The 12,757-nt window shown below is 66.9% G+C and carries 13 protein-coding genes; 11 read left to right on the top strand and 2 right to left on the bottom strand.

Annotated features, from left to right (window positions below; translation table 11 throughout):
- Positions 1 to 43 precede the first annotated feature (43 nt).
- Entirely contained in the window at positions 44 to 1,561 is a 1,518-nt protein-coding gene (locus K225_RS20385; protein ID WP_155885228.1) for a glycosyltransferase family 39 protein, read from the top strand.
- 328 nt (positions 1,562 to 1,889) lie between these two features.
- Here the strand turns inward: K225_RS20385 and K225_RS0105160 are convergent, their stop codons facing one another.
- On the bottom strand, positions 1,890 to 2,177 hold the full coding sequence (locus K225_RS0105160) for a PsiF family protein (protein WP_026435417.1): 288 nt from the start codon (positions 2,175 to 2,177) through the stop codon (positions 1,890 to 1,892).
- Positions 2,156 to 2,452, bottom strand: coding sequence for a hypothetical protein (locus K225_RS21435; RefSeq protein ID WP_051248700.1), 297 nt, complete (start codon positions 2,450 to 2,452; stop codon positions 2,156 to 2,158). Before K225_RS21435 ends, K225_RS0105160 begins: the two co-directional genes overlap by 22 nt.
- A gap of 316 nt (positions 2,453 to 2,768) precedes the next feature.
- Between K225_RS21435 and argS the strand changes: the two genes are divergently transcribed.
- The 10 genes from argS to K225_RS0105105 all read left to right on the top strand — a co-directional run bounded on the left by argS (position 2,769) and on the right by K225_RS0105105 (position 12,424).
- Positions 2,769 to 4,478, top strand: coding sequence for an arginine--tRNA ligase (gene argS, locus K225_RS0105150; RefSeq protein ID WP_026435416.1), 1,710 nt, complete (start codon positions 2,769 to 2,771; stop codon positions 4,476 to 4,478).
- Between the two features lie 12 nt (positions 4,479 to 4,490).
- Positions 4,491 to 5,141 (top strand): SPOR domain-containing protein, encoded by a 651-nt coding sequence (locus K225_RS0105145; RefSeq protein WP_026435415.1) that lies wholly within the window; start codon positions 4,491 to 4,493, stop codon positions 5,139 to 5,141.
- 78 nt (positions 5,142 to 5,219) lie between these two features.
- On the top strand, positions 5,220 to 5,876 hold the full coding sequence (locus K225_RS0105140) for a thiol:disulfide interchange protein DsbA/DsbL (RefSeq protein WP_026435414.1): 657 nt from the start codon (positions 5,220 to 5,222) through the stop codon (positions 5,874 to 5,876).
- A 97-nt stretch (positions 5,877 to 5,973) separates the two neighbouring features.
- Positions 5,974 to 6,621 (top strand): lipopolysaccharide transport periplasmic protein LptA, encoded by a 648-nt coding sequence (gene lptA / locus K225_RS0105135; RefSeq protein ID WP_026435413.1) that lies wholly within the window; start codon positions 5,974 to 5,976, stop codon positions 6,619 to 6,621.
- Between the two features lie 8 nt (positions 6,622 to 6,629).
- Positions 6,630 to 7,400: an LPS export ABC transporter ATP-binding protein gene (gene lptB, locus K225_RS0105130; RefSeq protein ID WP_026435412.1), complete on the top strand. Its 771-nt coding sequence runs from the start codon at positions 6,630 to 6,632 to the stop codon at positions 7,398 to 7,400.
- Positions 7,401 to 7,512: 112 nt separating this feature from the next.
- Positions 7,513 to 9,102 (top strand): RNA polymerase factor sigma-54, encoded by a 1,590-nt coding sequence (locus tag K225_RS0105125; protein WP_026435411.1) that lies wholly within the window; start codon positions 7,513 to 7,515, stop codon positions 9,100 to 9,102.
- A gap of 76 nt (positions 9,103 to 9,178) precedes the next feature.
- Positions 9,179 to 9,661: a thioesterase family protein gene (locus K225_RS0105120; RefSeq protein ID WP_026435410.1), complete on the top strand. Its 483-nt coding sequence runs from the start codon at positions 9,179 to 9,181 to the stop codon at positions 9,659 to 9,661.
- On the top strand, positions 9,658 to 10,947 hold the full coding sequence (locus K225_RS0105115) for a class I SAM-dependent RNA methyltransferase (RefSeq protein WP_026435409.1): 1,290 nt from the start codon (positions 9,658 to 9,660) through the stop codon (positions 10,945 to 10,947). The genes K225_RS0105120 and K225_RS0105115 overlap by 4 nt, the downstream gene beginning before the upstream one ends.
- On the top strand, positions 10,937 to 11,479 hold the full coding sequence (locus tag K225_RS20375) for a putative toxin-antitoxin system toxin component, PIN family (protein WP_051248698.1): 543 nt from the start codon (positions 10,937 to 10,939) through the stop codon (positions 11,477 to 11,479). Before K225_RS0105115 ends, K225_RS20375 begins: the two co-directional genes overlap by 11 nt.
- A 93-nt stretch (positions 11,480 to 11,572) precedes the next feature.
- The gene (locus K225_RS0105105; protein WP_051248696.1) at positions 11,573 to 12,424 is read left to right on the top strand and encodes a YecA family protein; all 852 of its coding nucleotides are present in this window, start codon (positions 11,573 to 11,575) and stop codon (positions 12,422 to 12,424) included.
- The last annotated feature ends 333 nt before the right edge of the window (positions 12,425 to 12,757 follow it).

Here is a 12,757-nt window from a genome sequence, read left to right as displayed (position 1 = left end):
GTCCCCGGGAGCGTGCGTCACTTCATTCAACCAAGGCTTTGCTGTGAATCGATCCTATCTGGATGGCCGTGTGGGCACATCCATGGCCCCAGTGCGCAGGGTGCTGCAAATGCCACTGGCCATGGCCATGCTTTTGCTCCTGTTCGGCGCGTTATGGCTGTGGCATCTGGACAGTGTTGCCCTGAGTCCGCCTGCGGACAACATTGAGCAGCTGACCTGGATGCGATCGCTGGAGTGGGGGTACTACAAGCACCCTCCGCTGCCCACCTGGATCATGTGGGCGTTCGTGCAGTTGGCGGGCTGGTCTGCGTGGTCCAGCTACCTGCTGGGGAGCTTGTTCACGCTGGCCAGTCTCGCCATTTTCAGCGCGCTGCTGTATGAAATCCATGGTCGCCACTATGCCTGGGTGGGCCTGTTGGCCGCCCTGGGAATCACGTTCTACAACGGGCGCATGAACTACTACAACCACAACATCGTGCTCATGCTCTGGGTCGCGTTGAGTGCATGGCTGTGGTGGCGCATCCTCACCCGGCCGCAACGGCGCTGGTGGCTGGCGCTGGGGGTGGTTGCCGGGCTGGGAATGCTCAGCAAATACCAGTATGCCGTGGCGGCGGTGTGCGGGCTGTGGCTGTTCGTGCGGCACGGGCTGTGGCGCAGTCCGGCCCAGCGCCAGGGCTTGCTGATGGCGCTGGCCATTGCGCTCGTGATCTTCTTGCCGCATGCGTTGTGGTTGCTGGAGCAGGAACGTGGGCCGATTGCCTACGCCATGCAGTCATCCCTGGGGGCACAGTTCGGGCCCGGCCAGCGGCTGACCGCCACGGCCCGGTGGCTGCTGGACTGGCTGTTCAACCGGTGCTTGCCCGCCGTCCTGCTGTTGCTGCTGGTGTGGTGGGCGCAGCGCCGCGCGCGCCGTCAATTGCCTTCACCGTCGGGGCCGCAAGAACCGCATGGGGCCGCGGTGCTGGGGCAGTCGCTGCTGTGGTGCTGGGGCCTGTTGCCGCCGGCGTTCATGGCGGCCATGGGGGTGCTGTGGGGCGTGGACCTGCAACTGCAGTGGGGCACGGCGTTTGCCCTCTGGACGGTACCGGCCTGCATGGCCGTTTTGGGTTTGCGCGAGGCGACTTTGCGCGCAGGATGGACATTGCCCGTGGCGGGCGTGGCGTTTGTGGCGCTGCAGGGCCTGCTGGTATGGCAGTCGTACGACACCTCCGCTTTTGGCCGCCATCCCCCGCGCTCGGCGCACTGGCGCGAATTCCGGTCCCAGGCGCTGGCGGAGGCGGTGGCACAGCCCGCGCGGCAGGAACTGGGCGGCCCCGTGCGCATCATCAGCGGGCCGGCAGCCGCCAGCGGCGCAGTGGCGCTGTGGCTGCCGGAGCAGCCACGGGTGCTCATTTATGGCGATCCGGCGTTGAGCCCCTGGATCACACCGCGCGAACTGGAGCGCGGGGGAATCCTGGAACTGTGGCCTCCCGGCGAGGGTCCTGCGGATGCGCACCGGGTGCTCGACGGCTGGGGCTGGCGGGTGCGGCCGCAGGCCGCTGCCAGCGGGGGCGGCGCCTGACATGGCGCGCCCCATCGTGATGTGCACCGACGATTTGGCGCTGGACGCCGACATATCGCATGGCAGACAGGGCCTTGCAGCGCTGCCAGCGCCTGCGGCGCGACAGTGGCCTGGTTGCGGCGCATGAAGCAGGAGATGGACGGTGTCTGGGCGGCGCAGGCAGCCATGGGAGTCCAGCAAGGATATGGAGCGCATCGCCGGCAGGGCATGGAGATGCGAGGTGCAAACATAAAAAAACCCCGCCATGCTGGGCTGGCGGGGTTTGGGGCCGATGGCCGTGAGAGCCTGTTTGCGATCCCCTGCGAGATCGTAAACAGGCTCTGAGATCTTACTTCTTGAGGCATTCGCTCATGAAGGCCTTGCGTTCATCGCCCTTCTTGCCTGCGGCCTCGGCGTTGCAGGTTTTCATCTTGCCTTGCTGCGTGGCCGGCTTGTTGCTCAGGCAGGTCTTCATGAAGGCCTTGCGTTCATCGCCCTTCATCTCGCCGGCATCCTTGTTGCAGGTCGCCATTCTGGATTGCTGCTTGGTGGGGGCCGGGGTGTTCTCTGCAGCGTGGGCGCTGAAACCCAGCGACAGAGCCAGACCGAGTGCAGTCAGGGAAAGAAGCTTTTGCATGGAATCTCCTGGTGTGAATGCGTTATGGGGGGTCCCGGCGGCATTGCACCATAGAACGTGCTGCGCGACAACGCGGACAAGCCATGAAAACAACCGCGTGAACTGCGACGGAGGGCTGTGGACGTTGATTTCTCAGCGCACGCGGGGTCTTGGCGCAGCTTGACCAGGATCACGTTGTCCTGGTTGTCCAGGTGCACGTGTTCCATGGTCTCCCAGGGCGCGGTGTGCGGGGCCTCCTGGCGCAGGTCGGTGATGCCGGTGGCGTCCATGGCCATAGCAGGGTCCCGTGCCCGGTAAGCCTCCGGCGCCGCTCTGCCCAGCGCCCCGGCGATACCCAATGCCACCAAAGCAGCGCACAAAAAGAATGCTGTGAAACAGGACGCATCCGCAGCGTGCAAGGTACCTGAAACACCAGGGGCCAGCGGCGTCGGTACAGCCCGATGGGCTGGGGCGGCCTGCGCCCAATCTCCTCGGCAATGGGTGGGTTGCGCCATTCGGCCTGGGGGCCCCGCCAGCCTGCGCGCATGCCCGCCGGGGTGCGCTGGCGTGGGCGTTCGATGGTCTGTGCCGGCCGCCCCGTAAAATCCACCGATGCTCACAGCCAAAAATGAATTGCTCGCAGCGCTTGCTGCCGAGCTGGAAATCCTGTCGCCCGGCGCTGGCGCCAAGGCAGCGTTTGAATCCCCCAAGGTCGCGGCCCATGGCGACTTCGCCTGTACCGCCGCCATGCAGCTGGCCAAGCCGCTCAAGCTCAACCCGCGCGCTCTGGGCGAGCAGCTCAAGACCGCGCTGGAGGCCACGCCTGCCTTCCAGCGCTGGGTGGCCGCCATCGAGATCGCCGGCCCCGGTTTTCTGAACATCCGCCTGCAGCCCGCGGCCAAGCAGGAGGTGGTGCGCGAGGTGCTGGCCGCTGGCGCGCGCTTTGGTTACCAGGCCGATCGGGGCGAGAAGGTGCTGGTCGAGTTCGTCTCGGCCAACCCCACCGGCCCGCTGCATGTGGGCCATGGCCGCCAGGCGGCTTTGGGCGATGCCATCTGCAACCTGTTCGGCACGCAGGGCTGGAAGGTGCACCGCGAGTTCTATTACAACGACGCGGGCGTGCAGATCGATACGCTGACCAAGAGCACGCAGCTGCGCGCCAAGGGCTTCCAGCCGGGCGATGACTGCTGGCCCACCGACAGCGACAACCCGCTGGCCAAGAACTTCTACAACGGCGACTACATTGCCGACATCGCCGAGGCCTTCAAGGCCCGGGCCACTGTGAAGGCCGATGACCGCGAGTTCACCGCCAACGGCGATGTGGAGGACTACGACAATATCCGCCAGTTCGCCGTGGCCTACCTGCGCAACGAGCAGGACAAGGACCTGCAGGCTTTCGCCCTGCACTTCGACGAGTATTACCTCGAATCGAGCCTGTACACCAGCGGCCGCGTCGAGGCCACGGTGAACAAGCTCATCGCCAACGGCAAGACCTACGAGCAGGACGGCGCGCTGTGGCTCAGGAGCACCGACTACGGCGACGACAAGGACCGCGTCATGCGCAAGCAGGACGGCACGTACACCTACTTCGTGCCTGACGTGGCCTACCACATCGCCAAGTGGGAGCGCGGCTTCACCAAGGTCGTCAACATCCAGGGCACGGACCACCACGGCACCATCGCCCGCGTGCGCGCCGGCCTGCAGGCGGCCGACGTCGGCATTCCCCAGGGCTACCCCGACTACGTGCTGCACACCATGGTGCGTGTGGTCAAGGGGGGCGAGGAGGTCAAGATCAGCAAGCGCGCGGGCAGCTACGTCACGCTGCGCGACCTGATCGAGTGGACCAGCAAGGACGCCGTGCGCTTCTTCCTTTTGAGCCGCAAGCCCGACACCGAGTACACCTTCGATGTGGACCTGGCCGTGGCGCAGAACAATGACAACCCGGTGTACTACGTGCAGTATGCGCATGCGCGCATCTGCTCGGTACTGCGCGCCTGGCAAGAGGCGGGCGGTGGCGATATGGCGGCGCTGAAGGATGTGGATCTGTCGGCCCTCGAAGGCCCGCAGGCCCAGGCGCTGATGCTGCAGCTGGCCAAATACCCCGAGATGCTCACCGCCGCCGCGCAGGGCGAGGCGCCGCACGACGTCACCTTCTACCTGCGCGACCTGGCCGCCAGCTACCACAGCTACTACGATGCCGAGCGCATCCTGGTGGACGACGAGGCCGTGAAGAAGGCACGCCTGGCCCTCGTCGCCGCCACCGCGCAGGTGTTGCACAATGGCCTGGCCGTGCTGGGCGTATCGGCTCCAGCCAGAATGTAAGCAGTTACTACCATGAAGAAAAAACAGACGGGTGGCGCCATCATCGGGTTCATCGTCGGGGTCGTCGTGGGCCTGGGTGCCGCGCTGGCCGTGGCCGTGTATGTGACCAAGGTGCCTGTGCCTTTCCTGAACAAGGGCGGCCTGCGTGGCGTGGACCAGGATGCCGCCGAGGCCCAGAAGAACAAGAACTGGGATCCGAACTCGCCGCTCTACGGCAAGAACCCCGCGCGCCCGCCGGCTCCGGCCGCCGCCGCGTCGGCCAGTGCCAATGGCACGGCCCCGGCCGCCGATGCCACCGCTGCGCGCACGCCCGCCAGCAAGCCTGCAACGGCCGAGGCCAAGCCCGCCACGAAGGCCGACGCCAAGCCTGCCGCCTCGGCGGACCCGCTGGGCGACCTGGCCAAGGCCAGGTCGGCGGCGGTCGATCCGTTTGACTATTTCGTACAGGCCGGGGCGTTCCCCACCCAGTCTGGGGCCGATGCGCAGCGCGCCAAACTGGCCATGCTGGGCTGGGAAGCCCGCGTGAGCGAGCGCGAACAGAATGGCCGCACCATGTACCGCGTGCGCGTGGGCCCGTTTTCCAAGCGCGACGATGCCGAGCAGCTGAAGGAAAAGCTGGAAGGCGCCGGCGTCGAGTCCGCGATGGTGCGTGTCCAGCGCTAGGATGTTCATCGCCATCGCCTGAACTTTTTCGTGGGGGCGTTCTCACACCCCCAGACCAGAACAAGGAGTGTCCCCGTCATGAAACGCCGCGAGTTTTCCCTGTCCACCGCTTCGGTGGTTGCCGCTTCCGCCCTGACCCTGCCGCTGGCCACGCCGGCCATGGCGCAGGCGCGCCAGTTCAAGGAGGGCAAGGACTACACCAGGCTCGCCAAGCCCCTGGCGCCGGATGCGCCCGCCGGCAAGGTCGATGTGATCGAGTTCTTCTGGTACAGCTGCCCGCACTGCAACTCCTTTGAGCCCGCGCTCGATGCCTGGGTCAAGGCAGCCCCCAAGGATCTCAGCATCCGTCGCATTCCCGTGGCTTTCAATGCCAGCTTCGTACCCCAGCAAAAGCTGTATTTCGCGCTCGAAGGCATGGGCAAGCTCGACACCTTGCACGCCAAGGTGTTCCGCGCCATCCACGTCGAAAAACTCAAGCTGGCCAAGGACGAGGACATCTTCGCCTGGGTGGCCCAGCAGGGGGTGGACGCAGCCAAGTTCAAGGAGGTCTACACCTCCTTCACGGTGTCCAGCCAGGTGCGCCGCGCCTCGGCGCTGCAGGAGGGCTATGGCGTGGAAGGCGTTCCTTCGATGGGCGTGGCCGGCCGGTTCTATACCGATGGCACCATGGCCGGCAGCATGCAGACCGTGCTGCAGGTGGTGGAGTATCTGGCGGGCGTGGCGCGCAAGGGTTGATGCCACATTTGCCCCCGTTCGAGAGGCCCGCGTTTGCGGGCTTTTTCATGGGCGCCAGCGCTGTGCGTGGCTACAATGAACGCAAGATTTGTGCCTCATGAAAAAAAGATACCTCCCGATCCTGCTGCTCTCGGCCCTGGCCTGCGCCCCTGGCGTGGGCCATGCCGAAAAGGCCGACCGCAACAAGCCCATGAACATCGAGTCCGATGCGCTGCGCCACGATGAGCTCAAGCAGACCAGCGTGTTCACGGGCCGGGTGGTCATGACCAAGGGCACCATCGTGCTGCGCGGTGCGCAACTGGATGTGCGCCAGGATGCCGATGGCTACCAGTACGGCGTGGTGACGGCCGAACCCGGCAAGCGCGCATTCTTCCGGCAAAAGCGCGACACCGTGGCCGGTGCCCCGGACGAGTTCATCGAGGGCGAGGGTGAGGTCATCGAGTACGACGGCCGTGCCGACAATGTGCGCTTCATCACCCGTGCCGAAATGCGCCGCTACCGGGAATCGGTGGTGACCGATCAGCTCTCGGGCGCCGTCATCGTCTACAACAACCTCACCGACGTGTTCACTGTCGATGGCCAGAAGAAATCGGCCAACAGTGCAGCGGGTGAAGCGCCGGCCCCCGGCGGGCGCGTGCGCGCCGTGTTGTCGCCCAAGGAGCAGCCTCCTGCCGCTGCCCCGGCCCCAGCAGCCAGCGGGCCGGTGCTGCGCCCCAGCAACACCCTCGGCGGCGCAAGCAAGTGAGTGCCGTGATGGTGAACACAAGCCCTGACACCCAGGCGGGCAGCCGCCTGGAAGTCGCGCACCTCGAAAAGTCCTATGGCAGCCGCAAGGTCGTCAAGGATGTGTCGCTGGTCGTGCAAAAGGGCGAGGTGGTGGGCTTGCTCGGCCCCAATGGCGCGGGCAAGACCACTTCGTTCTACATGATCGTGGGCCTGGTGCGCTGCGATGGCGGTGACATCCGCATCGATGGCCACTCGGTGGCGGACATGCCCATCCACCGGCGCTCGCGCCTGGGGCTGTCCTATCTGCCGCAAGAGGCGTCGATTTTTCGCAAGCTGAACGTCGAGGAAAACGTGCGCGCCGTGCTGGAGCTGCAGCGGGGCGACGACGGCAAGCCGCTCGCCAGGAAGGAGATCGAAGCACGCCTCACTGCCTTGCTGCAGGAGTTGCGCGTGGACCATCTGCGTGAATCGCCGGCCCTGGCCCTGTCGGGTGGCGAGCGCCGCCGCGTCGAGATCGCCCGCGCCCTGGCCACCCAGCCGCGCTTCATTCTGCTCGACGAGCCCTTCGCCGGCATCGACCCGATTGCCGTGATCGAGATCCAGCGCATCATCGGTTTCCTGAAGGCGCGCGGCATTGGCGTGCTGATCACCGACCACAACGTGCGCGAGACGCTGGGCATCTGCGACCACGCCTTCATCATCAGCGATGGCCGCGTTCTGGCCCAGGGCACGCCGTCCGAAATCGTGGACAACGCCGAGGTGCGCCGCGTCTATCTCGGCGAGCACTTCCGGATGTGAGCATGGCCCCCACGCTTCCTCACTTCGTGTGGTCGCTGCCCCCCAGGGGGCCCCAGACCGCCTTCGGGCGGCCGGGCGACGGGCGGATGGCTGCCCTTGTGTTGGCCGTTGCATGAAGCCCGGCCTTTCGCTGCGCGTTTCGCAGCACCTGTCGCTCACGCCGCAGTTGCAGCAATCGATCCGGCTGTTGCAGCTGTCGACGCTGGAGCTGTCGCAGGAAGTCGAGCAGATGCTCGACGAGAACCCTTTTCTGGAGCGCACGGCCGATGAAGCGCCGCGCGAGGAGTTTGGCCTGGAAACCGCCGACATGCCCGCGCAGGCCGATGACTACAGCGCGGACGATGCGCTGTTTTCAGGAGCTTCCAGCGCAGGCAGCACAAGCGCTGAAGGCCAAAATGATGTTGAAATGGCCAGCGCCGGTGCGGACGAGCCCGACTGGAGCGGCGACGGCACGGTGGACATGGCGCCCAATGACGCCGAGTGGGGTGGCGATGCGCCGGCCCGCAACCGCAACGATGCCGAAGGCGACGAGGCCGACGCCACCGAGCTGGCCCGCTCGCACGAATCACTGACGGCCTTCTTGCACCGCCAGGCGCTGGCACTGCGCCTGTCCGAGGTGGACCGCGCCGCGCTGCGCTTTCTCATCGAATCGCTCAACGACGACGGCTATCTCGAAGAACCGCTCGAAGCGCTGGCCATCGGCCTGGCCGGGCCGGACGACCTGGAGCAGATCGAAGAACTGGTGCACCGTTTCACCGTGGCCCAGCGCCTGCTGCAAAGCCTGGATCCCGTGGGCGTGGGCGCGCGTGGCCTGGCCGAGTGCCTGACCTTGCAGCTCAAGGCCCTGGCCGCCGACGAAGACAGCGAGATCGATCCTGGTACCGTGCAGACCGCGTTGCGCGTGTGCCAGCAGCCGCTGGAGATGCTGGCCCGCCGTGACATCCGCCGCCTGACGCAGTTGTGCGGCGATGGCGAAGAGCGCACGCGCGCCGCCATGGCGCTGATCGCCCGCCTGGAGCCGCGCCCCGGCCGCCGGTTTGCCGATGTGGAGCGCAACATCATCGTGCCCGACGTCATCGTGCGCAAAGCCGGGCGCGCCAACGGGCGTGACGGCCAGCACAACTTCATCGTGCAGCTCAACCCCGACGTGATGCCGCGCCTGCGCGTGCACGACATCTATGCCGGTGCGCTGCGCGGCCACAAGGGGGGCGAGGGCCACCAGGGCATGCAGCAGCGCCTGCAGGAGGCGCGCTGGTTCATCAAGAACATCCAGCAGCGCTTCGACACCATCCTGCGCGTCTCGCGCGCCATCGTCGAGCGGCAGAAGAACTTCTTCACCCACGGCGAGCTGGCCATGCGCCCCCTGGTGCTGCGCGACATCGCCGACGAGCTGGGACTGCACGAGTCCACCATCAGCCGCGTGACCACGGCCAAGTACATGGCCACGCCGATCGGCACCTACGAGCTCAAGTATTTCTTTGGCTCGGGCCTGGGCACCGAAACCGGCGGCAATGCATCGAGCACCGCCGTGCGCGCGCTGATCAAGCAGTTCGTGTCGGCGGAGAACCCGGCCAAGCCGCTGTCCGACAGCCAGATCGCCGAGATGCTCAAGGAGCAGGGCATCGAATGCGCGCGCCGCACCGTGGCCAAGTACCGCGAGGCGCTCAAGATCGCGCCGGCCAATCTGCGCAAGGCGCTGTAGCCTTTTGGGGGGGCGCGTGCCTGCTGCAGCGTGCCCTGTTTGCTGTTTTTTCTCCCGTCACCCCGCTTACCACGCCATGGCCCGCATCGTCTTCGACCTCCCCGCGCATTTCGGCTTTGCCACCGAGCTGCAGATCTACATCAGCCACGTCAACCAGGGCGGGCACCTCGACAACGCGCAGCTGCTGAGCCTGGTGTCCGAGGCGCGTGTGCGCTTCTTCCAGTCGCTGGGTTTCCCCGAGGCCGATGTGGGGGGCCTGTCGATCGTGGTGGGTGACATCGTGGCGCAGTACCGGTCGGAAGGATTCCATGGCGAAACCATGCGCGTCGAGATGACCCCCGTGGACTTCAACCGCTATGGTTTCGATCTGGTCTTTCGCATGACCGAGAAGTCGCAGGGCCGCGAAGTGGCGCGCGGCAAGACCGGCATCGTTTTCATCGGCAAGGCCGATCGCAAGGTGGCGGTTATCCCTGAATCCATCCGCCAGCTGCTGCTGGCCCGCGCGGGTGAGCCCGGTTCCCCCGTACTGCCCGAGCGCGTATCCTCCCCATCGACATGAACCAACTCCAACTTTTCCTGCCCTGCGCCGCCGGCGTCGAGGGCTACCTGGCCGATGAGGTGCATGGCATTACCGGCCTCACGGGGCAAGACCTGCTGGTGGGCCGGGGCGGCGTGCTGCTGCGCGCTTCGTGGCGCGATGCGCTGCTGCTCAACCTGCACAGCCGCCTGGCCCAGCGCGTGCTGGTGCAGCTGGCGCACCGGCCCTACCGTTCCGAGAACGACCTCTATGGCATGGCCAGCGACGTGGCCTGGGAGATCTGGTTCACCACGCGCCAGACCTTCAAGGTCGAGGTGACGGCCCAGCACAGCCCGCTGCAAAGCCTCAATTTCGCGGGGCTCAAGGTCAAGGATGCCGTGGCCGACCGCTTTCGCCACAAGAGCGGCGTGCGCCCCGACGTGAACACCCAGTGGCCCGACGTGCGCATTCACCTGCACCTGACCACCGACGAGGCCACGCTCTACATCGACACCTCGGGCGAGCCGCTGTTCAAGCGCGGCTGGCGCGAGGACAAGGGCGACGCCCCGCTCAAGGAAACCCTGGCCGCCGCCATGATCGCCGCCAGCGGCTGGGACCCGCTGGGCGACAACCCCCAGCCCCTGTACGACCCCTGCTGCGGCAGCGGCACCATCGTGGTCGAGGCGGCCCAGATCGCCTGCCGCATCCCGGCCGGCATGCTGCGGCGTTTTGCGTTCGAGAAACTGCTGCCGTTCCAGCCCCATGTCTGGACTGCGATCAAAAACGAGGCTGAAGGCGCCATACAGAAAAGCGCCGTACCCATTTTTGGCAGTGATGTTGCCTTCCGCATGGTCGATTTTGCCCAGCGCAATGCCGAGCGTGCCGGCGTGGCCGAGGCCGTGCAGTTGCGCGGTGGCGATGCCCTGCAGCGCATGCCGCCCTGCGAGCAGCCCGGCGTGATGCTGCTCAACCCGCCCTATGGCGAGCGCATCGCCGCCGCCGGCACGGCGGGCCGCAACGCCAGCGAGCGAGCGGCCGACCGCGCCCAGGGCCTGGCCGTGGGCCGCGAAGAAGCGCACACCGACGATGGTGGCGAGTTCTTCAGCCAGCTCGCCGCGCACTGGAAGAAGCACTACGCCGGCTGGCAGGCCTGGATGCTCACGCCCGACCTCAAGCTGCCCGGCAAGATGCGCCTGAAGGAATCGCGCCGCGTGCCCATGTGGAACGGCCCCATCGAATGCCGGCTGTTCCGCTTCGACATGGTCAAGGGCTCGGTGCGCGCGCCGCGTGCCGCCGATGGCACAGCCCCCAAGGCCCATGGCGGCTAGGCCACCGCGCTGCGTGCTGCAGTGGCCCGCACGCGGGCAGAGTGATGCTGGCGCGCGCCCGCTGGTGCTGGACACCAATATCGTGCTCGACCTGCTGGTGTTTGCCGACGCCGCCGTGGCGCCCGTGCGCCAGCTGCTGGATGCGCAGCGGCTGTGCTGGGTGGCCACGCCACCCATGCGCGACGAGCTGGCGCGTGTGCTGGCCTATCCGCAGATCGTGCCGCGGCTGGCTTTTTATGGGCTCAGCGCCGGCCAGCTGCTGCAGAGCTACGAAGCCCAGGTGCGCTGGGTTCACGTCGCACCGCGCGTGTCGGCCGTGTGCAAGGACGCCGACGACCAGCATTTCATCGACCTGGCCGTGGCCCACCGCGCCATCCTGCTCAGCAAGGACAAGGCCGTTCTTTGCATGCAAAAACGGCTGCTGGCGCTGGGTGCGCATGCGGCGACAGCGATTGTTCTTGAAGCAGACGAGCGGCTGGAAATGTCGGCGGCAAGCACCATCGCCCCGCCTGCTGCCATGCCCCCGGCTTGACTTGCCGCACCGGCTGGCGGCTACACTGGCCGCCTTTGCCCGGGGCCGCGGGCAGCATCCCAGCCCCGAGGCCCTGCCGACTGGAGCCCCGCCATGAACAACACCCCCCACCCAGAACCCACGGACGCCGCCGTCGCATCTGCCGCATTGGCCGCCCCGGCCCTGGGCCCCGATGAACTCGACGAGATCGACACCCTGCTGGACGATTTGCGCACGCGCGGCGAAGAGATCCCGCAGTGGGAGTTCTGCGACGGTTTCCTCACGGCGCTGATCTGCAGCCGCCGCCCCATTCCGCCCTCGGAATACCTGCCCATGCTGCTGGGCGATGGCGCGGCCATCGACCTGGCCGAAGGCGAGCCCCTGCCGCTGCTGTCGGCGTTTGCCGACGCGGCCCAGCAGGCGCGTTTCCTGGAGCTGTGGATGCTGCGCTGGAACGAGGTCGAGGCGCAGCTCGACGCTCCGGTCGAGTCGCTGGACGACGACCGCACCTTCCAGCCCGAGGCCATGGACATGCGTGGCGCCGTGGCCAGCCTGCCCGAGGACCAGCGCGCCGAAATGGCCGGCCAGGAGATCCCTTCGTTCGGCCAGGTGTGGGCGCTGGGCTTCATGTTCGCCGTCGAAAACTGGCCTGAGGACTGGGCCGCGCCGCGCGACAAGGAAGCCGCCAAGTGGCTCGACGATGCGCTGGACAGCATCGTTGCCCTGACCGAGGACGACACCGGCAAGCCCGAGGTCTGCATGTTCAGCGAGGACGGCCCGCCCAGCACCAGCCAGGCCCGCGTGGAAACCTTCGGCGAAGCCATCTGGGCCGTGTACGACCTGCGCCAGCTATGGAAAAGCCTGGGCCCGCGCATCGAAACCGTGCGCAAGGTGGCCGAACCGGGCCGCAACGAGCCCTGCTGGTGCGGCAGCGGCAAGAAGTTCAAGAAGTGCCACGGGGCCTGACGCGGCGCTGCCGTGCCGCGTGCGGGCTCCCCTGCGGCGCACGCGCGGCCCTGTTGCGCCCGCCGTCCTGGGCTTGGTAGAGGGCCGCGTCGGCACGTCGGACCAGTTTTGTGGGGCCGCCAGCAGGCGATTGCGCAGCGCATGGCGGGGCTCGATGGTGTGCTCCAGAGGCTGACGGGCGACACTGCGCCATACACAGGTGGTGCGGTGTGCGCGCATCCGCGGCAGCCACAAATGCGGACCCTTGCTCCGCAGGGCGATCCTCAGCTCGCGCTCGCGCAGGTTCGCACCCAGCAGGTTGGCCGCGCGGACTCCGCAAGAGGGATACGCCGC

Origin of the sequence: Acidovorax sp. JHL-9, from assembly GCF_000426205.1 — a bacterium.
GTDB classification, from domain to species: domain Bacteria; phylum Pseudomonadota; class Gammaproteobacteria; order Burkholderiales; family Burkholderiaceae_C; genus Acidovorax; species Acidovorax soli.
Note: the sequence above shows the minus strand (reverse complement) of the source record. Positions and strands in the feature narration are given on the sequence as shown.

Excerpts from the sequence above, each read along its gene's own strand:
- K225_RS0105160 (WP_026435417.1), bottom strand. The coding sequence starts at position 2,177 with ATGCAAAAGCTTCTTTCCCTGACTGCACTCGGTCTGGCTCTGTCGCTG.
- K225_RS21435 (WP_051248700.1), bottom strand. The coding sequence starts at position 2,452 with ATGGCCATGGACGCCACCGGCATCACCGACCTGCGCCAGGAGGCCCCG.
- argS (WP_026435416.1), top strand. The coding sequence starts at position 2,769 with ATGCTCACAGCCAAAAATGAATTGCTCGCAGCGCTTGCTGCCGAGCTG.
- K225_RS0105145 (WP_026435415.1), top strand. The coding sequence starts at position 4,491 with ATGAAGAAAAAACAGACGGGTGGCGCCATCATCGGGTTCATCGTCGGG.
- K225_RS0105140 (WP_026435414.1), top strand. The coding sequence starts at position 5,220 with ATGAAACGCCGCGAGTTTTCCCTGTCCACCGCTTCGGTGGTTGCCGCT.
- lptA (WP_026435413.1), top strand. The coding sequence starts at position 5,974 with ATGAAAAAAAGATACCTCCCGATCCTGCTGCTCTCGGCCCTGGCCTGC.
- lptB (WP_026435412.1), top strand. The coding sequence starts at position 6,630 with ATGGTGAACACAAGCCCTGACACCCAGGCGGGCAGCCGCCTGGAAGTC.
- K225_RS0105125 (WP_026435411.1), top strand. The coding sequence starts at position 7,513 with ATGAAGCCCGGCCTTTCGCTGCGCGTTTCGCAGCACCTGTCGCTCACG.
- K225_RS0105120 (WP_026435410.1), top strand. The coding sequence starts at position 9,179 with ATGGCCCGCATCGTCTTCGACCTCCCCGCGCATTTCGGCTTTGCCACC.
- K225_RS0105115 (WP_026435409.1), top strand. The coding sequence starts at position 9,658 with ATGAACCAACTCCAACTTTTCCTGCCCTGCGCCGCCGGCGTCGAGGGC.
- K225_RS20375 (WP_051248698.1), top strand. The coding sequence starts at position 10,937 with ATGGCGGCTAGGCCACCGCGCTGCGTGCTGCAGTGGCCCGCACGCGGG.
- K225_RS0105105 (WP_051248696.1), top strand. The coding sequence starts at position 11,573 with ATGAACAACACCCCCCACCCAGAACCCACGGACGCCGCCGTCGCATCT.